Raw genomic sequence first — 18,858 nt, 5'->3', positions numbered from 1 at the left:
AGTACGGAGATAAAAATACAATCAAACTTTAGCCATGCCGGTCAATATATAATAACCTTTCAGATTATTCTCTTTCATGTAAATGGTTACTTCTGCCCTACAAGCTGTCACCAAGGCATATCCCGTTAAACTTGAACTCATAGCTTTGATAAATGAATACTCTGTATCATTGTGAATAAAAGATATACGATGATATTCCATAACCTATTGTACTTTAATAATTCTATTGTGTAGCCAAATATACGAATATAATAGATAAGTACGGATAAAAAAGGAGAACTATCTTTAAAACAGACATAAAATAGATACAAACCATAACGGAAAGACATTATGAGATAATACCAAAAAGAAGCGGGAAATCGAAGAAGCATTACTGCTTTTCAGATTTCCCGCTCTGTGTTTATGTAACCTTTCCGGTCATTGTTCCGACCGGTTTGTTCTCTTCTGCGAATTATCCTCCGAAGTTGTCGAACATCAGGTTCTGTGCCGGAACGCCAAGATCGTCGAGCATCTTCTCTACAGCTTTCGACATCGGACCAGGACCACACATATAGTATTCAATATCTTCAGGAGCTTCGTGATTCTTCAGGTAAGTTTCGTAAATTACGTTGTGAACGAATCCCGGAGTGTACTTCACGCCTGCAGCATCAGCAGCAGGGTCCGGACGGTCGAGAGCCAAATGGAAAGTGAAATTCGGGAAGTCCTTTTCGATTTGCAGGAAATCTTCCAGATAGAACACTTCGTTCAGCGCACGGGCACCGTAGAAGTAAGACATCTTACGGTCAGTAGTATGCAATGTCTTGGTCAAGTGCATGATTTGCGCACGCAACGGAGCCATACCCGCACCACCACCAATCCACATCATTTCCTTCTTAGAATCGAAGATTGGGTGGAAGTCTCCGTAAGGACCGCTCATTATTACCTTGTCACCCGGTTTCAGAGTAAAGATATAAGAAGAAGCGATACCCGGCATTACGTCCATAAATCCAGGACCTTGTTCTTTCGGTTTGAACGGCGGAGTAGCGATACGTACTGTCAACATGATACGGTCACCTTCGGCAGGATAGTTGGCCATAGAGTAAGCACGAATTGTTTCCTCGTCGTTCTTACATTTCAAACCTAACAAACCGAATTTCTCCCATGCAGGAAGATATTCGTCACCAATCAAGCTCTTATCAATGTCCTTATCATAGTCCATTGAAAATTTAGGAATCTTAATCTGCGCATAAGAACCCGGGATAAAGTCCATGTGTTCGCCTTTAGGCAGAGCAACGATGAACTCTTTGATAAATGTAGCTACATTCTTGTTGGAGATTACTTCACACTCCCACTCTTTCACACCAAGTACAGATTCGTCAATCTTGATTGACATATCGCCTTTCACTTTCACCTGACAACCCAGACGCCAGTGGTCTTGCTGCTGTTTGCGACTGAAGTGAGGAACCTCAGAAGGCAGGATTTCGCCGCCTCCTTCGAGTACTTGGCATTTGCACTGTCCGCAAGATCCCTTACCACCACAAGCAGATGACAGGAATATCCCATTTACAGACAGCGTATTCAACAAAGTAGAACCGGAAGCCACTTCCAATTCCTTTTCGCCGTTGATTGTCAGTTTTACGTTTCCTGATGGTACCAGGAAATTCTTGGCAACCAACAAGATTACAACAAGCAACAGAATAACCACAAGGAATACCCCAATGCTCGCTAATATTAAATTCATATCCATTGTCTTATTCCTTTCTTTTTAGATGTTCAAACCAGAGAAACACATAAACGCGATTGCCATCAGACCTACTGTGATAAATGTGATACCCAAGCCCTTCAATGGAGCAGGTACGTCAGAGTAAGCCATTTTCTCGCGGATAGCAGCCAGACCTACGATAGCCAGCAACCAACCGATACCGGAACCCAATGCATAAGAGAGGGCATCCCAAATATCACCAATGTATTTCGGATCACTCGGACCAACGTTAATACGTTGTTGCATAAACAGAGAGGCACCCATGATCGCACAGTTAACGGCAATCAACGGCAGGAAGATACCCAACGAAGCGTACAGTGACGGAGTGAAGCGTTCTACCACCATCTCCACCAATTGCACGATACCGGCAATTACGGCAATGAAAAGAATAAAACTCAAGAAGCTAAGGTCGACACCTTCAATGATAGCATTGGCAGCCAGCACCTTAGTTTGCAACAGGTAGTTGACCGGAAGCGTCACCAGCAACACGAAAGTCACGGCGATACCCAGTCCTACGGCAGTCTTCACATTCTTCGAAACAGCCAGGTATGAACACATACCCAAGAAGAATGCGAATATCATGTTGTCCACAAAGATAGAGCGGACGAATAAACTTAATAAATGTTCCATAATTCTTTTTGATTTATGATTTATGATTTATAATTTATGATTTATGATTCAGCAGACTTATCATGCGACTATGACTATAAAGCTAGACATAAATCATAATTCAGAAATCAGAAATAATTAATTACTTTGTTCTTGCAATTCTTTATGACGTGCACGTTGATACCAGATAATGCATGCTACGATAATCAATGCCATCGGCGGCATCAACATCAAGCCGTTGTTTACGTATCCGATATTTTGAATCGGTTCATAATTCAGGATATTGAAACCAAGCAATGTTCCCGAACCAAACAATTCGCGGAAGAAAGCAACGATAATCAAAATCTTAGCATAGCCTAAACCATTACCTACACCATCCAAGAAAGACTCCCAAGGACCGTTCTGCATGGCAAATGCTTCCAGACGTCCCATCAAGATACAGTTGGTGATAATCAAACCTACATAAACAGAGAGCTGTACGCTTACGTCGTAAGCAAACGCTTTCAGGATTTCACTTACGATAGTTACCAAAGCAGCTACCACAACCAACTGGACGATGATGCGGATGCGGTTAGGAATCGTCTTACGCAACAGTGAAATAACAACGTTGGCAAATGCAGTAATCACCGTTACTGAAAGTCCCATCACGATGGCAGGCTCCAGCTTTGCGGTAACAGCAAGTGCAGAACAGATACCGAGCACCTGTACGGTTACCGGATTATCAATTCCCAGCGGAGCAGAGAATACTTCTTTATTTTTCTTTGAAAACAGTTGTCCCATATTCTATCTTTCTCCTCCTTATTATTTAGTTAAAAAACTCAAGTAACTATTCAGGCAAGACTTCAACATGGCATCTACACCTACTGAAGTGATTGTACCACCGGAGATACCATCCACTTGGTAATCAGGTTTCTCTACCTTGCCATTTTTTACGACTCCCAAAGTGATAGCTCCATTTTCCAAAGTCTTCTTACCTACAAATTCGTTTTGGAAATGTTCGGTTGCAATTTCAGCACCCAGACCCGGAGTTTCACTAGCGTGTGAGAAGTAAGTACCGTAAACGGTATCTTTATCTTCGTTCAGTGCAACGTATCCCCAGATAGCGCCCCAAAGACCGGCACCGTAAACAGGAACTACATATTTAGTCTGACCGTCCACTTCGCATACAAACACGTGCAGACGTTGTTGTTCTTTTGCTTCTTTCTCGTAGTTGGTAGCAAATTCGCCCGTATTTTCGGTCAGCGTACCGTCTACGTTCATCAGCATGTCCCCTTTCACATATTTCTTATATTCAGCATCCGCATCCTCCACATTTTTAATGTTCAGTGCAGCGAGAATCTGTTTCTTAGTGTCCAACTGCACATTCTTATCTTGTGTAGATTTCAATGAAGAACTAACGAATGCCAGCAGGAATGCTACGATAATAACCATTACCGAAGCATAAATGATAGTATAACTATTACTATTCGTATTCATTTTCTTTCGGTATTTATTGGTTAGACTTGATAGCGCGTTTTTCGCGACGGCTGATGTTACCCTGCACTACACAGTAGTCGATCAGCGGAGCGAAGATGTTCATCAGTAGGATGGCAAGCATCATACCTTCCGGATAACCCGGATTCAGTACGCGGATAACGATAGCCATCACACCGATCAGGAATCCGAAGATATATTTACCTCTTTCCGTACGTGCGGAAGTCACAGGGTCAGTAGCCATAAATACGGCACCGAAACAGAAACCACCGAGAACGAGGTGTTCGTACCAAGGCATTTGAGCCATTGTATTGTTTTCCATGCCGATTGAGTTGAATACCCATGCCATAAATGCACCACCGACAAATACGGAAATCATAGTCTTCCAACTAGCAACGCCTGTCCAAAGCAAGATAACCGCACCAATCAGAATAGCGATCACACTGGTTTCACCGATCGAACCCGGAATCAGACCTGTAATCATATCCATGTTGAATGCAGGAACACTACCAGATGTAGCAGCTTGTCCCAGCGGAGTAGCAACGGTAAGTCCGTCTACGCTTTGTCCCAGACCGAAAATGCTGTCGCCTGACACCCAAACGGCGTCACCGGACATCTTAGTCGGATATGCGAAGAACAGGAATGCACGAGTAATCAACGCAACGTTGAAAACGTTCATACCTGTACCACCGAATACTTCTTTTGCGAAAATAACAGAGAATGCAGTAGCTACGGCAAGAATCCACAGCGGACAGTCTACCGGAACGATCATCGGGATCAAGATACCGGAAACGAGGAATCCCTCCTGTATTTCTTCTTTCTTCCATTGAGCTACCACGAACTCAATACCCAAACCTACTACATAAGATACGATAATTTTAGGCAGTACTGCCAGGAATCCGTATGCAAACATTTCGATAAAGCTGCCAGTAGCACCCGTGTGAGTGAAATGCTGGTAACCTACGTTATACATACCGAACAGCAAAGCCGGTACCAACGAAATAACCACAATCGACATGATGCGCTTGCTATCAATTGCGTCATGTATGTGCGTTCCCGTTTTCGCAGTCTTGTTGGGCACGAACAGGAATGTTTCGAAGCCGTCAAACACCGACTGGAATGCGTGGAATTTGCCGCCCTCTTCAAAGTTCGGCTTTATCTTATCGAGATAATTTCTTAACGCTTTCATTTATTAAATTGAGAATTGAAAATTGAGAATCGAGAAAAGGCTACGCTGTGTTTACCAGAAGACAATTTCATAAAGTCTCAACTATCATTTTTAATTTTTACTTTTTACTTTTTTAATTCTCCTATGCCATTTCCGAACGGAGCATATCAAGTCCGGCACGAACAATGCGTTGCAGTTCCATCTTCGAAGAGCAGACGAATTCGCAAAGAGCGAAATCTTCAGGAGCCACTTCATAGATGCCAAGTGCTTCCATACGGTCGATGTCACCGGCGATGATTGCTTTAATCAGATATTCGGGCAGGATATCCATCGGGAATACCCTATCGTATTCACCCGACATAATCATGTGACGTTCGCCACCTTTGATGCGGGCATCCAACGTATATTCCTTCTTACCCATCAACCAGCTGAAATAAGAATGGTTGGCACTGAACTGGTTGAAGCGCGGCATGATCCATCCGAGCATTTCGTGAATGTCGTCACCTTCGGGGATAACAGTCAGTTGGCTGTGGAATGCGCCCAAGAATCCGTTCGGAGAAACTTGCTTTCCTGTCAGTACGTTACCGCTGATATAGCGTAAGTCTTTGTCTTTTGTTACATTGCCGGCAAACACGTTGGTGAGCAATGCGCCTACCTGGAGTTTGCAGTATGCAGGTTTCAACACTTCGGAACCTGTCACAGCTACTGTACGGGTGAAATCCACATGGCCTGTATTGAAAAGGCGACCGATGAAGATTACGGCTTGCGGATCAATGGTCCATACCGTTTCTCCCTTGGATGCAGGGTCGAGATGGTTGATCTGAACACCTACATTACCAGCAGGGTTCGGTCCGTCGAAAGCGGTGATTGTAACGTTCTTAGCCTGTGTCAGTGCAGCAGCGTTCTGTTTCACACTGATATTCAGGTAGGTTTTTGCCAGTTTGGCAAGAACATCAAGTCCTGTCTGGAAGTTTGTTTCTTCACCTTTGAGGGCGAACTCGAAATCCGGAGCTAACGGATTAGTGTCGAATGCGGATACAAAGATTCCTTTCGGAGTGACCGTCGGGTCAGCAATGATGTCATAAGGGCGCTGTTTGATAAACGCGAAAAGTCCGGCTTCCAACAAAGCGGTTTTCACAGCTTCAGCATCCATCGAAGCAACATTCTTTTTCCCAAAATCTTCATAGTCCTGCTCTGCAGCAGCTTCCACAACGATGTTCAACACCTTACGACGAGCACCACGTTCTACACTCGTCACCACGCCGCTCACCGGCGAAACAAATTTCACTTCAGGATGATACTTGTCGATAAACAAGGGTCCACCAGCCATTACATATTCCTGCTCTTTCACGACTACCTTAGGCGTCACTCCAGGAAAGTCATCGGGTACGAGTGCGTAGAACCCCGGTTCTTTTACTGTTGCGTACGTTTCAGCAGCTTTACCTTTCAGGTTTATGTCAAGGCCTTTACGTAACTTTATTACATTTGCCATGCTAGATAAAATAATGGTTTCATAAATTTGCCGCAAAAGTAATAAATAAGATTGGGATTCGGGAGGAAAAAAGAAAGGAATTACGGAAAAATATCCGTAATTCTTTTCGTGTTCGTGCACGTAATCTTTTATCTTTTGTTCCGGAACAAAAGACAGAAGCAAAGAAAAAGAACTATTCAGCAAACATAGGATCCCAAGCAGGAAGTCGGATAGGCTTCTGTTTCAACACCTCGAGAGCTTTTTTCGATGCATATTTCGTTTCTACTACTAGACGGAACATATATTCGTTAAACCAATCATCCGTCATGATGAGATAACCCTGATAACCGGCAGCAGGGCCCCAACTATTTTCAACCATCCATTTCGTCGGTTTTCCGTTTTTGTCAAGATCAACAGCCATAAGAGTCATGGCGTGACTGGAGCCACTGGCAAAACTTTGAATGCGTTGCTTCTTGTTCATGCCAAAAGAAGTACCCATAAGAGATTCGTAGTCGTAGTTTTTGACATCCAGTAGACCACGGTCAGAGTTTAGAAACTTACCTACATCGCAAGAGAAATACATCATCGTGCTATCCTTGAGAGAAGAAATAGCCATTTCTTTGATATCTTCGATGGGAAGATTGACATACGTCCAGTTTTTGCCGTCGTAACGGTGGCGGTCGTAGTCTATCTCATAACACTTATAATATTCACGGCTCGGATCGTTCATTAACATGACATAATTATCAATCAGTTTTTCGTCACCATACTTTTTCAGGAAAGAAAACGGAGTGTAAGTTTCCGTAGACACAGGCTCACCCTTAGCGTTATATTCAATCCAGGTAAATTCAGTAGGAGGAACACCGAGATTCAACACTAACATGCGGTAGATGGTGCTCAACATCTCTGTTTTTGTTTTCTCAAGGGCAGCAGGCTTGGCACCTTGCGCAGCGAGATCACGGAGTTGAAGCCCCTGTTCACGAAGTTTCAGGGCGATCAGACCTGCCATACGGGAGGTATTTTCACTACTGTTGGTTTCCGGCATCACATCTTTGGGAACAAGCCCGTATTTACTGACAATATCGGCTACACCGGTAAATGTTCCACCGTCACTCAAAGGATTGCGGAAGAGCCATTCCACCATTTTATCATCCATCGGCTTACTGCTGGTGTCGATAATACCTTGCAGAAAGAGATTAGCTTTCTCCAGCTGATCGAAGAAGAAAGGATAAGTTTGCGAAAATTCGAAAGAACCGAGGTTATGCTTGGCGATCGCTTTGGCACGCATCACATTCAAACCTGTAAAAAGCCAGCAACGGCCGGAAGATTTCTGATCGGTGATACCTTTGGAAGGCACTTTGATGGAGAAATGTGTGTCCATCCCTTTCAGGTTATCCTGATTGAGAGCCAGTTTACGAATGTCGTTGCTACCGATAGCGTTGCGGATAGCCTTGTCAGTAGGAGTGTTTGCGTAACTCTGCTTGATTTGTTGCATCATGGAGTCGCTGATGCCTCGTTTCACTTCTTGCGCTTGTGTAGAATAAGAAAAAGCACATAAAACAAAAATTGATAAAATCTGTTTATTCATTGATATAAGTAATTAATTAATAGGCTGACGGATCATGATACACTAATAAATACGGTTTAAATGTATGAGATTAAATCATGCGATTTTATTTATCAGCATATCGAAAAACATCATATTCCGCAAAAATACGATTCTTTTTTAGATTTATTATCTAAGAACTTCAAAACTAATCAAAATAAAAGAGTTTTCTTTGCAGTCGAATTCCTCACAGAGAAATTATGAAGAAATATATAATAGGAATATTGATGATGCTTCCATCCATCAATATGATGTCAGCCGCGGCTGATAGTACGGCAGTAAAGAGCGATGAACTGCAAAGGTCTACAACTTCTATCAGTGATACTACTCCTACAGATATTGAAGACATCTCGTCAGATACCATTCCTGTCCTTTCAAAGCGCGAGCTGCGTCGCCAGCGCGTGGCAAACCGGAATTTACACTATAACATATTGGGTGGTCCCAGTTATACGCCGGATTTTGGTTTACTGGTGGGCGGTAGCGCACTGATGACATTCCGGATGAATCCGAGTGATACCACCCAACGACGTTCGGTAGTGCCGATGGCCATTGCCTTGATGTTCAAAGGCGGCTTGAACCTGATGACAAAACCACAGCTCTTTTTTAAAGGCGACCGCTTCCGTATCTTCGGAACTTTCTCATATAAAAATACAATCGAAAATTTTTATGGCATCGGATATTCCACTAATAAAGATTATGAACGTGGAGAAGATACCAGTGAATACCGTTATAGCGGCATCCAAGTAAACCCCTGGTTCCTGTTCCGTCTGGGAGAAAGCAATATTTTTGCAGGTCCCCAAGTCGATTTGAACTATGATAAAATTACCAAACCGGCTGCCGGAATGGTTAATGAGCCCTCATATATAGCGGCAGGAGGAACAGAACACGGATACAAAAATTTCAGTTCCGGACTTGGTTTCCTGCTGACGTATGACACACGTGATATTCCTGCAAATGCATATAGCGGAACCTACCTCGACTTTCGGGGAATGATGTATAACAAGGTATTCGGCAGCGATAATAACTTTTACCGTTTGGAAATCGACTACCGCCAATACAAAACAGTAGGACGCCGCAAAGTGATAGCCTGGACAGTGCAAAGCAAAAACGCATTCGGAGATGTACCCCTAACAAAATATGTACTTAGCGGAACCCCCTTCGATCTTCGCGGTTACTACATGGGACAGTTTCGCGACAAGTCCTCGCATGTCATGATGGCCGAATACCGCCAGATGATAAATACGGACAAAAGCACTTGGGTAAAAAAGATGTTAAGTCATATAGGATATGTAGCCTGGGGAGGATGCGGATTCATGGGACCCACTCCGGGCAAGATAGAAGGTGTGCTTCCCAACCTCGGATTAGGGTTACGCGTTGAAGTTCAACCCCGTATGAATGTACGCCTTGACTTCGGCAGAGACATGGTGAACAAGCAGAATTTGTTCTACTTCAACATGACAGAAGCCTTTTGACGCCATTTACGCGACAAATTGTGCACAAATTACAAGAAAGATTGTAAAATAGATAATAAAAGACTGCACATAAATGAAATTAATCCTTATATTTGCGCAAGCTATAACACAGCAAGAGCAAATAATAGGATTTTTTTATGAAGCAATTTATATGTTTTTTTTCGGGGTTATTACTTCTGTTCGTCTCTACCACTCGTGTAGTTGCACAAGAAGTGTCTGACTATTCTCAACTAAGTGAAGAAGATTATACTAAAATAGTACTTCCCCCTCTATCCGTTTTATTCGAAAATGCCAAGAACAGCCCCATTTATGAGATGGCGGACGTAAAGGCGAGAATCGAGCGCAAATTACTCCAAAAAGAGAAATGGTCATTTCTGGGTTTCTTCAGTCTACGGGGAAGCTATCAATACGGAATGTTCGGCAATGAGTCCACTTATACGGACGTGGCACTCGCCCCATACCTCACCTACTCCACCCAGGCACAAAATGGCTACACAGTAGGTGCCGGTCTAAGCATCCCCTTAGACGACCTATTCGACCTCAAGGGTAAAATCAACCGGCAAAGGCTCACATTACGCAGTGCAGAATTGGAACGGGAAGTGAAGTACGACGAAATCAAGAAGAATATTATTGAGATGTATGCGATGGCTACCTCACAGATAAGAGTACTTAAAATGAGAAGTGAAAGTTTGGTACTTGCTAATGTGCAATATGAAATTTCTGAAAAGAATTTTGCCAACGGAACCATAGAATCTTCCGACTTGGCCGTAGATAAAGAAAGGCAGTCAACTGCACGTGAGGCATATGAGAATAGCAAGTTTGAATTGACAAAGAGCTTAATGATACTTGAGGTTATTTCACGTACTCCCATCATAAGAAAATAAAAAAACTAAGATATGAACTTCATCATTTCTATCATACGGACCCTCTTTCGCCACCGTTGGCTAATACTGGTAGGGACCGCTATCTTCACGTTACTCGTCTTCTACTATACGCGTCACATGCAAGGTGGATACGACGTGAAAGCAACACTTTATACCGGAGTAGCCTCGGGATACAACTTGGAAAGCGATAAACGCACAGACTGGGCGACAGTACAAAATTCGATGGACAACCTGATAAGTATCATGCAAGCCGAGAGCACCCTGAAAAGAGTATTCCTGCGATTATTTGCCCGTGTACTTATCCAGGGAAATCCGGACAATGACAATGACGGAGTCACCCCATCCAGCTACAATTACACCTATAACCACTTAAAAAACAGTCCGCATGGACCGGAAATATTAAAGCTAATCGACAAATCGAGCGAAGATAAAACAGTTGCCAATCTGGAAGCATATATGCGTCCGAAAAAAGGTAACTACATCTATGAAATGTTCTACTACAATCACCCTTTCTATAGCTACAACGCTTTGAAAAACATCAAAGTGCAACGCCGGCTCACGAGTGATTTGCTGGACATCAGCTATACTTCCGGCGATCCCGGCATAGCCTACAACACGGTAAGCATCCTGATGGACGAATTTGTGGAAGAATACCGCCGTATTCGCTACGGAGAAACAGACAAAGTCATCAAATACTTTGAGGAAGAGTTGAAACGCATCGGCAAAAAACTCAACTCGGAGGAAGACGACCTGACCAAGTACAACGTAGAAAAACGTATCATCAACTATCTGGACGAAACCAAAGAAATCGCGGCCATCAGTAAAGAATTCGAGCTGCGGGAACAAGATGCACTTTTTGCATACAACAGTACCAAGTCGATGCTCGAAGAACTGGAGAAGCACATGGACAGCAATGCCAAGCAAGTGCTCAAGAATATGGAATTTGTGGACAAATTAAGAGAAGCATCCAATATCACCAGTAAAATCTCGGAAGTGGAAGCGATGAGCGACTCCAAACAGAAAGATACCGAATCTCTGACAGGTGACAAAAAACGATTGAGCGAACTTAAACAGGAACTGAATGATTTAACCACTTCCTACGTAAGTCATAAATACACCAAAGAGGGCGCCAGCCGGACCAATATCATCGACCAATGGCTGGAACAAACTCTGTTGTTTGAAAAAGCTAAGGCCGAACTACTAATTGTACAAAATGCCCGTCAGGAATTGAACGACCGTTACGTTTTTTTTGCCCCTGTAGGTACCACCATCAAACAAAAAGAACGCTCCATCAACTTTACGGAGCGCAGTTACCTGACCGTGTTACAGAGCTACAACGAAGCCCTGTTGAGAAAGAAAAATCTGGAAATGACTTCTGCTACATTGAAAGTGCTCAATGAACCGACCTATCCGATTGCATCCAATTCAACCAACCGCAAGCAGATTGTCATTGCCGCCTGCATAGGTAGTTTTCTGATAATCATCGCTCTATTATTATTAATCGAGATTCTTGACAGAACGTTGCGTGATGCAAACCGAACCAAACGAGTGACCGGATTTAAGGTAATAGGAGCCGTTCCCAGCCCCTCCTCTTCCCGTTATGGCGGACTAGCCAAAACCTACGTCCAACTTTCCATCAAAGAATTGAGCAACTCCATACTCCGCTTCCTGACGAAGCGGAAATCCCCCGGAGTATTTATCATCAACCTGTTCAGTACCAGCGAAAACTCCGGTGAAGACATCGTTGGAAATCTGATCTGCGGATATATGCAAAGCCGGATGTTAAATACGAGATTCATCACGTATGGAGAAGATTTTAACACAGATTCTACTCAATACCTGCTTGCAAAAAACATTACCGATTTTTATACCCTGCAAGGAGAAGACATACTGATCGTTGCCTATCCGCCATTGTCGTCAAGCAATATCCCGACTGCACTGTTGCACGACGCTAATGTCAACATTTTGGTCAGCCCGGCAGACCGCGGATGGAAAACCATCGACAAACAACTTTGCGAACAGCTCACGACACAAATGGGTAAAACGGATGTTCCGTTCCGTGTGTGCCTGACCAACGCCAAGCGTGAGGCAGTGGAAGATTTCACCGGACAACTTCCGCCATATACCTTATTACGTAGAGTCAGCTATCGTTTCAGCCAATTGTCACTTACAGAAAAAATCATATTCAATCTAAGTAGAAAAGCGAAAGAGACTGAAGAAGACGATGACGAATAATAAGATAGTGACTTTCCATATCCTGTTTGCTTTACAATTTGTGTTGGTTGCAGCAGGAATGTTAGTAAATATCAAGGTAGGGTTATTCTCTATGATAATTATCTTGTTATTTACTACTATCTGTTTGATACAACTTAACAATGATGAACAAACCAACTGGAAAGCAGGTCAAAACATCATGACCTATATGTTCACAATCTGGTTGTGCTTCTATCTTCTCGAAATTCTTAATCCCAACAACGTGCTGGCAGCATGGAACATCAACCTTACACCTTATGCGCTGATACCTTTAATATGCGCCTTTGTTGTTCCGCTCGTTGTCCGCACAAAAAAAGACATCGAGCTGCTATTAATCATCTGGTCGGTATTCGTCCTCGTCTTTACGATAAAAGGTTACTGGCAAAAAAACTATGGTTTCAGCTCCAAAGACCTCTATTTCCTGCACGTGCTGGGCGGATGGCGTACACATATCATCTGGTCGGGTATCCGCTATTTTTCCTGCTTCTCCGACGCAGCAAACTACGGAGTACATGCCGCCATGTCCGCTGTAGTCTTTGCCATCTCCGCCTTCTTTGTGGAGTCCAAATGGCTACGCATTTACTTCCTCTGCATCGCCGTCGGGGGACTTTACGGAATGGGTATTTCGGGAACCCGTGCAGCTATGGGAGTCATCATGGGAGGAATGTTGATGATAACCGTCATTGCCAAAAACTGGAAAGCGTTATTGGCAGGTATATTCATATCCATCAGCGTTTTCGTATTCTTCAGTTATACCAATATCGGAAGCGGGAACCAATATATCCACAAAATGCGCTCCTCTTTTCATCCGTCCGAAGACGCTTCCTATCAGGTGCGTGTCGAAAACCGGCAAAGGATGAAAGAGTTGATGGCAAAGAAACCGTTAGGCTACGGCATTGGGCTTTCTAAAGCCGGTAACTTCGATTCACGAGAGCAAATGCCCTACCCTCCCGACTCTTGGTTAGTCAGCGTATGGGTGGAAACGGGAATTGTGGGACTGATACTCTACCTTTCCATACACGGTATTCTCTTTGCCTGGTGTTCCTGGATACTCATGTTTAAAGTACGCAACAAAGGCCTGCGTGGACTTATCGCAGCATGGCTCTGTATGGATGCCGGATTTTTTATCGCCACTTATGTCAACGACATTATGCAGTATCCCAACCAGTTGCCCGTATACATAGGCTTTGCACTCTGTTTTGCAGCTCCACATATCGACAAGCGTATCAGTGAAGAAAAAGAAAAAGGTGAAGAAAGCGAAGAAAAAGAACGGCTGCTATCTAATAACGAAATCAACGAATAAGAATGACAAACAGTAGTCCCGACATATCATTTATTACCATCTGTTACAACGGGTTCAAAGACACCTGTGAACTAATAGAATCACTGCACAAAAAGCTGAAGTCTGTGAGCTATGAAATCATAGTGGTAGACAATGCTTCACGCGAAGATGAAGCAGCCAAAATACACGAATTATACCCAACGGTTATCAGCATCCGCAGCAATGAGAACGGAGGTTTTTCCGGTGGTAACAACATTGGAATCCGTACAGCAAAAGGCAAATACATTTTCCTTATCAATAACGATACATATATCGAATCCGATGAAATCGCCTACTTGGTGGAACGATTGGAAAGTCGTCCGGAAATCGGAGGCGTATCTCCTAAAATACGTTTCGCCTTTCCGCCGCAACACATACAGTTTGCAGGATTTACTCCGCTGACAAAGATAACATTGCGCAACAATATGCTGGGTTTCGACTGTCCCGATGACGGAAGTTACGATACCCCTCATCCTACCCCCTATCTACACGGGGCAGCCATGATTATCAAACGCGAAGTGATCGAAAAAATCGGAATGATGCCGGAAATCTTCTTCCTTTATTACGAAGAACTCGACTGGAGCACAAGCATGACCCGTGCCGGCTACGAGCTATGGTATGAGCCGCGTTGCACTGTTTTTCATAAAGAAAGCCAAAGCACCGGTCAACTAAGCAAACTACGCACCTATTTCCTGACACGAAATCGCCTGCTCTATGCCCGCCGTAATATGAAAGGCATGGAACGATTAATGTCCGTACTTTACCAGAGCACCATTGCAGCCGGCAAAAACAGTCTGTCATTTGCTTTCAAAGGCCGTTTCGACCTGTTTTGTGCCACCTATTATGGAGTCTGCACAGGGCTATTCATGTCTTCATCAGATACTAACAATAGCACACTTAAAAAACTCTAGATACTATGAACATTATTGACTGGATTCTCTACATTCCCCTGGTATTTTGCGTATGCTACCTATTACTATACGCTATTGCCTCCAAGTTTTACCGGGCTCCCCAATACCCCGAAGCCCGTACGCTCCGACGCATCGTCGTGCTCTTTCCCGCCTACAAGGAAGACCGCGTGATTGTTGCTTCCATACAGAGCTTTCTTGAACAGGATTATCCGAAGGAACTCTATGAGATCATAGTCATTTCCGATCAGATGCGACCGGAAACAAACGACGCTCTGGCAGCCCTTCCCATCCGCCTGTTAATGGCAAATTACAAGGAAAGTTCGAAAGCCAAAGCACTGGCAATGGCCATGGATTCCATTGATACAAATGCATTCGACATTGTAGTCATCATGGATGCCGACAACATGACCACGCCCGATTTCCTGTCTACCATCAACCGTGTTTTTGACAGCGGCATAAAATCCGTACAGGCGCACCGGACAGGAAAGAATCTGAACACAGACATTTCCGTACTCGACAGCGCCAGCGAAGAAATAAACAATGGATTCTTCCGCAGCGGACACAACGCAGTAGGACTTTCTGCCGGGCTATCCGGTTCGGGAATGGCATTCGAAGCAGAATGGTTTCATCAGAACGTGAAATATCTCCAGACAGCAGGTGAAGACAAAGAATTGGAAGCCATGCTCCTGCAACAGCGCATCTATACCGTTTATCTGCCCGACCTGCTTGTGTTTGACGAGAAAACACAAAAGAAAGAGGCTATCAGTAACCAGCGCAAACGCTGGATAGCAGCACAATTCGGTGCACTCTGCGCTTCGCTGCCTCACTTGCCTAAAGCATTCATACAAGGAAATTTCGACTACTGCGACAAGATATGCCAGTGGATGCTTCCACCACGATTGATTCAGTTGGCAGGAGTTTTCGGCTTGACCTTCGTCTTTACCGTTATCGGCCTTATATTGAGCCTATGCAATGGCAGTAACGAATGGATGATAGCCATCAAATGGTGGATATTGTCGGCTGCACAAGTAGCAGCCATGATGCTACCCGTACCGGGCGGCAGACTATTTACCAAACAGGTAGGGAAAGCAATCACCAAAATGCCTATGCTGGCTGTTACTATGATTGGTAACTTATTTAAATTGAAAGGAGCCAATAAAAAGTTTATCCATACGGAGCATGGTGAACACCATAAATAGAAATCAAACATAACAAGAAAACAACAATGAAAATCGCTATTGAAGCCCAACGAATTTTCCGCACTAATAAACACGGAATGGATTTCGTTGCTCTTGAAAGTATCCGGGAATTGCAAAAAATAGACCATGAGAACGAATATTTCATCTTCGTTACTCCTGGTGAAGACAGATGCTTGGAAGAATCGGAAAATGTGCATATTATCGAACTAAAATGCCCCACTTACCCCCTTTGGGAACAAGTGGCTCTTCCACGCGCAGTAAAAAAAATCATGCCCGATTTATTGCACTGCACAAGCAATACTGCCCCATTGCAATGTCCCGTACCATTAATACTAACACTACACGACATTATTTATTTAGAAAAGCGTCATTCTTCCAGCTTCACCTGGTATCAGGAAATGGGATGGTTTTACCGCCGGATGGTAGTACCACGCGTATTGGCCAACTGCGAGAAAATTATTACAGTCTCGCAGTTTGAGCGTAAACGAATCCTTGACGTGCTGCATCTGCCGGAAGAACAATTAGTAGCCGTGTACAACGGTTTCAATAGTCATTTCCATGTACAACCCAAAGCTCCGGAGATCACCCGAAAATATATTGATGCAGACAATTATCTATTTTTTCTGGGAAACACCGACCCTAAGAAGAACACTCCCAGAGTGCTGAAAGCATATAGCGACTATCTGAAACAATCCACCCAAAAGTTGCCATTGCTCATTGCCGACCTCAAGGGAGATGTTATCGACCGGATATTGGAAGAAGAAAATATTACAGAAGTCAAGAGTTATATCCACGCTCCGGGATACATTGCGAATACCGATCTTGCGGCACTCTATAGTGGTGCATTCGCATTCCTTTATCCATCGCTTCGCGAGAGTTTCGGCATCCCGATGCTGGAGGCAATGGCTTGCGGAACGCCCATCATTGCGGGAAATACATCAGCCATGCCCGAAATTGCAGGCGAGGGAGCTTTACTGGCAGATCCGTTCGACTCCAATGATATTACTGAAAAAATACTGCAACTGGAAAAAGACCAGGCACTCTATCAGCAACAAGTGGAATATGGCATACAACGCAGCCAGTTGTTTTCATGGCGGAATACGGCAGAATCGCTGCTAAAAATATATAAAGAGTTTGCCAAGCAAAATACCAAAAAGCAATAACTAAATCAAAAAGAGAATGTGTCAAAGCTTCCCTTTTTAACGCAATCACCTTCGCCACAAATAGTTGTAGCGAAGGTGATTTTATTTAACCATTCCACTCGGCTTTCACCTCAAAACACGGACATGCCTTAATCCACTCTTCGGGTTCAATCTCCCCGTTTCCATTCAGGTCGGGACTTAGATCCCGATGTCCGCACACCCGGCAACCGGGATAGTCGCGCAGGAGTGCAAGGATCAGCACCCGCATTGAATGAACCTGCCATTCGGTACGGGTATCGGCGGGATGACCGTGGCAGTCAAGTCCGCCCTCATAACAGATGCCAATACTGTTCCGGTTGTGTCCTTTTGCGTGCGCACCGATTCGTTCAATCTCACGGGTGGTCTTTATATCTCCATTTTTGCGGATATAAAAATGATAACCCGTCCCGTTGAAACCACGCCTACGGTGGCACACTTCCAAATCATCTTCCGTAAAATTCCTATCCTCCCTTGAGGCGGAACAGTGGATCACAATCAAGTTGATGGTTCGCATAAATTCATCCCTCCGTTTCTGTGACCATCTGTACTCGTTGCACACATTCCCTGCTGCTACACTGCAGAGCCGCAGCTTGCGTCAGCTGTCCTCTCAACGAGAAAATCTCCGCGTGCATCTCTTTCACTTTCGAACTAAGGTCGAAATAATCCTTCAACACTTTCTCCAACTGCTGCATCAGAAAAGTATATTGATCTTTCACCAGCTCGCTGAACTCTTTCATTTCTTGTGCCATCATCTGGCGCTTCTTACGGCTACTGCCCAGAAAAGGCAGAATCGTCATGATGATTTCGATAATTTTATCTAACATTTTAATAGATTGAGATGATAAATTAATAAATTGAGAACAGAGTCAATCAAAGCAGTTTATGCTGCCGGATCCGGAGCTTCTCCTCCACCGCTACCACCACCGGATTCTCCCCCATCGCCTTTACCATCATCATCGGAGCCGTCACCGCCGTTTCCTCTGGCAGCGGACTTCTTCTCCGTATACAATTCGAACATCATGTTATTATCCCCGCCACGAGTAGTTGCCGTGCTGTCATTGGCAAGACGCAATGAGTTGTCGACTTTGAAACGGAGATTGATGCGAGTGATATTTTTCACCGTACAATCCTTTTCCTGTTCCACACCCGGACAGGTCAGCGTGGTATAAAAAATACCCAGTCCATCCACTTTCACCTTATTCCCTGCCACAAGCACTTTTTTCATCGCACGGACAAAGGATTTCATCACATGCGACACGTCTTCCACCGAAAGCGACCCGATAGACTCGATTTCCTGTGCCAGTGAATCGATTGAATAGATTTTCGACTCTCCAGCCTTGGGCTTGAGAAGATACATCATCGGTGATTTATCATCACCGAGCCGTTTTCTGCGTTTGTAGCGCACAACTGTAACTGTTGCCATATTTAAAAATTGTTTCTACGAAAAGAAGTACATTCTCCCTTTCTGTTGGTGAAACAAAGATACGACAACACGTTGACGACTTGCCGGATTGCACCGGACTACACCGGATTATGCCGGATTAAAACGGATTACACCGAATTATACAA

Annotated in this window: 18 protein-coding genes; 7 read left to right on the top strand and 11 right to left on the bottom strand. The window is 44.0% G+C overall.

Annotated elements, in window-relative coordinates:
* Window positions 1-21 precede the first annotated feature (21 nt).
* From DXA54_RS22745 to DXA54_RS22705, 8 genes are all read right to left on the bottom strand, one after another.
* Window positions 22-201, bottom strand: a complete 180-nt coding sequence (locus DXA54_RS22745; RefSeq protein ID WP_004300393.1) for a hypothetical protein — start codon at window positions 199-201, stop codon at window positions 22-24.
* 250 nt (window positions 202-451) lie between these two features.
* The gene (gene nqrF, locus DXA54_RS22735; protein ID WP_008022130.1) at window positions 452-1,726 is read right to left on the bottom strand and encodes an NADH:ubiquinone reductase (Na(+)-transporting) subunit F; all 1,275 of its coding nucleotides are present in this window, start codon (window positions 1,724-1,726) and stop codon (window positions 452-454) included.
* 18 nt (window positions 1,727-1,744) lie between these two features.
* Window positions 1,745-2,371: an NADH:ubiquinone reductase (Na(+)-transporting) subunit E gene (nqrE, locus tag DXA54_RS22730; protein WP_004306319.1), complete on the bottom strand. Its 627-nt coding sequence runs from the start codon at window positions 2,369-2,371 to the stop codon at window positions 1,745-1,747.
* Window positions 2,372-2,488: 117 nt separating this feature from the next.
* On the bottom strand, window positions 2,489-3,130 hold the full coding sequence (locus tag DXA54_RS22725) for an NADH:ubiquinone reductase (Na(+)-transporting) subunit D (protein ID WP_004300389.1): 642 nt from the start codon (window positions 3,128-3,130) through the stop codon (window positions 2,489-2,491).
* Between the two features lie 21 nt (window positions 3,131-3,151).
* Window positions 3,152-3,826, bottom strand: coding sequence for a Na(+)-translocating NADH-quinone reductase subunit C (locus DXA54_RS22720; protein WP_004306320.1), 675 nt, complete (start codon window positions 3,824-3,826; stop codon window positions 3,152-3,154).
* 13 nt (window positions 3,827-3,839) lie between these two features.
* Window positions 3,840-5,012, bottom strand: a complete 1,173-nt coding sequence (locus DXA54_RS22715; protein ID WP_004306321.1) for an NADH:ubiquinone reductase (Na(+)-transporting) subunit B — start codon at window positions 5,010-5,012, stop codon at window positions 3,840-3,842.
* A 121-nt stretch (window positions 5,013-5,133) separates the two neighbouring features.
* Window positions 5,134-6,483 (bottom strand): Na(+)-translocating NADH-quinone reductase subunit A, encoded by a 1,350-nt coding sequence (locus DXA54_RS22710; RefSeq protein ID WP_120080740.1) that lies wholly within the window; start codon window positions 6,481-6,483, stop codon window positions 5,134-5,136.
* A gap of 172 nt (window positions 6,484-6,655) precedes the next feature.
* Window positions 6,656-8,050: a C1 family peptidase gene (locus DXA54_RS22705; RefSeq protein WP_120080730.1), complete on the bottom strand. Its 1,395-nt coding sequence runs from the start codon at window positions 8,048-8,050 to the stop codon at window positions 6,656-6,658.
* 218 nt (window positions 8,051-8,268) lie between these two features.
* Between DXA54_RS22705 and DXA54_RS22695 the strand changes: the two genes are divergently transcribed.
* The 7 genes from DXA54_RS22695 (at window position 8,269) to DXA54_RS22665 (ending at window position 17,271) form a co-directional block, all read left to right on the top strand.
* Window positions 8,269-9,540 (top strand): BamA/TamA family outer membrane protein, encoded by a 1,272-nt coding sequence (locus DXA54_RS22695; RefSeq protein ID WP_165860841.1) that lies wholly within the window; start codon window positions 8,269-8,271, stop codon window positions 9,538-9,540.
* 137 nt (window positions 9,541-9,677) lie between these two features.
* A complete protein-coding gene (locus DXA54_RS22690; RefSeq protein WP_120080726.1) occupies window positions 9,678-10,424 on the top strand; it encodes a TolC family protein in 747 nt (248 codons plus the stop codon).
* Between the two features lie 12 nt (window positions 10,425-10,436).
* Window positions 10,437-12,659 (top strand): GumC family protein, encoded by a 2,223-nt coding sequence (locus DXA54_RS22685; protein WP_008022121.1) that lies wholly within the window; start codon window positions 10,437-10,439, stop codon window positions 12,657-12,659.
* Window positions 12,649-13,980: an O-antigen ligase family protein gene (locus DXA54_RS22680; RefSeq protein ID WP_120080724.1), complete on the top strand. Its 1,332-nt coding sequence runs from the start codon at window positions 12,649-12,651 to the stop codon at window positions 13,978-13,980. The genes DXA54_RS22685 and DXA54_RS22680 overlap by 11 nt, the downstream gene beginning before the upstream one ends.
* Window positions 13,981-13,982: 2 nt before the next feature.
* Window positions 13,983-14,909: a glycosyltransferase family 2 protein gene (locus DXA54_RS22675; RefSeq protein ID WP_120080722.1), complete on the top strand. Its 927-nt coding sequence runs from the start codon at window positions 13,983-13,985 to the stop codon at window positions 14,907-14,909.
* Between the two features lie 5 nt (window positions 14,910-14,914).
* Window positions 14,915-16,108: a glycosyltransferase gene (locus DXA54_RS22670; RefSeq protein WP_120080720.1), complete on the top strand. Its 1,194-nt coding sequence runs from the start codon at window positions 14,915-14,917 to the stop codon at window positions 16,106-16,108.
* A 26-nt stretch (window positions 16,109-16,134) separates the two neighbouring features.
* A complete protein-coding gene (locus tag DXA54_RS22665; RefSeq protein WP_120080718.1) occupies window positions 16,135-17,271 on the top strand; it encodes a glycosyltransferase family 4 protein in 1,137 nt (378 codons plus the stop codon).
* A gap of 85 nt (window positions 17,272-17,356) precedes the next feature.
* On the opposite strand, the gene DXA54_RS22660 is transcribed toward DXA54_RS22665, so the two are convergent.
* The 3 genes from DXA54_RS22660 to DXA54_RS22650 are packed head-to-tail and all read right to left on the bottom strand — an operon-like array spanning window position 17,357 to window position 18,712.
* Window positions 17,357-17,803: an N-acetylmuramoyl-L-alanine amidase gene (locus DXA54_RS22660; protein ID WP_120080716.1), complete on the bottom strand. Its 447-nt coding sequence runs from the start codon at window positions 17,801-17,803 to the stop codon at window positions 17,357-17,359.
* 4 nt (window positions 17,804-17,807) lie between these two features.
* Window positions 17,808-18,113, bottom strand: a complete 306-nt coding sequence (locus tag DXA54_RS22655) for a hypothetical protein (protein ID WP_120080714.1) — start codon at window positions 18,111-18,113, stop codon at window positions 17,808-17,810.
* Window positions 18,114-18,169: 56 nt separating this feature from the next.
* Window positions 18,170-18,712, bottom strand: a complete 543-nt coding sequence (locus DXA54_RS22650; RefSeq protein WP_120080712.1) for an HU family DNA-binding protein — start codon at window positions 18,710-18,712, stop codon at window positions 18,170-18,172.
* Window positions 18,713-18,858 lie beyond the last annotated feature (146 nt).

It is taken from the genome of Bacteroides sp. OF03-11BH, from assembly GCF_003604005.1.
Classification (GTDB): Bacteria; Bacteroidota; Bacteroidia; order Bacteroidales; family Bacteroidaceae; genus Bacteroides; species Bacteroides ovatus.
This window is presented reverse-complemented; position numbering and strand designations above follow the sequence as displayed.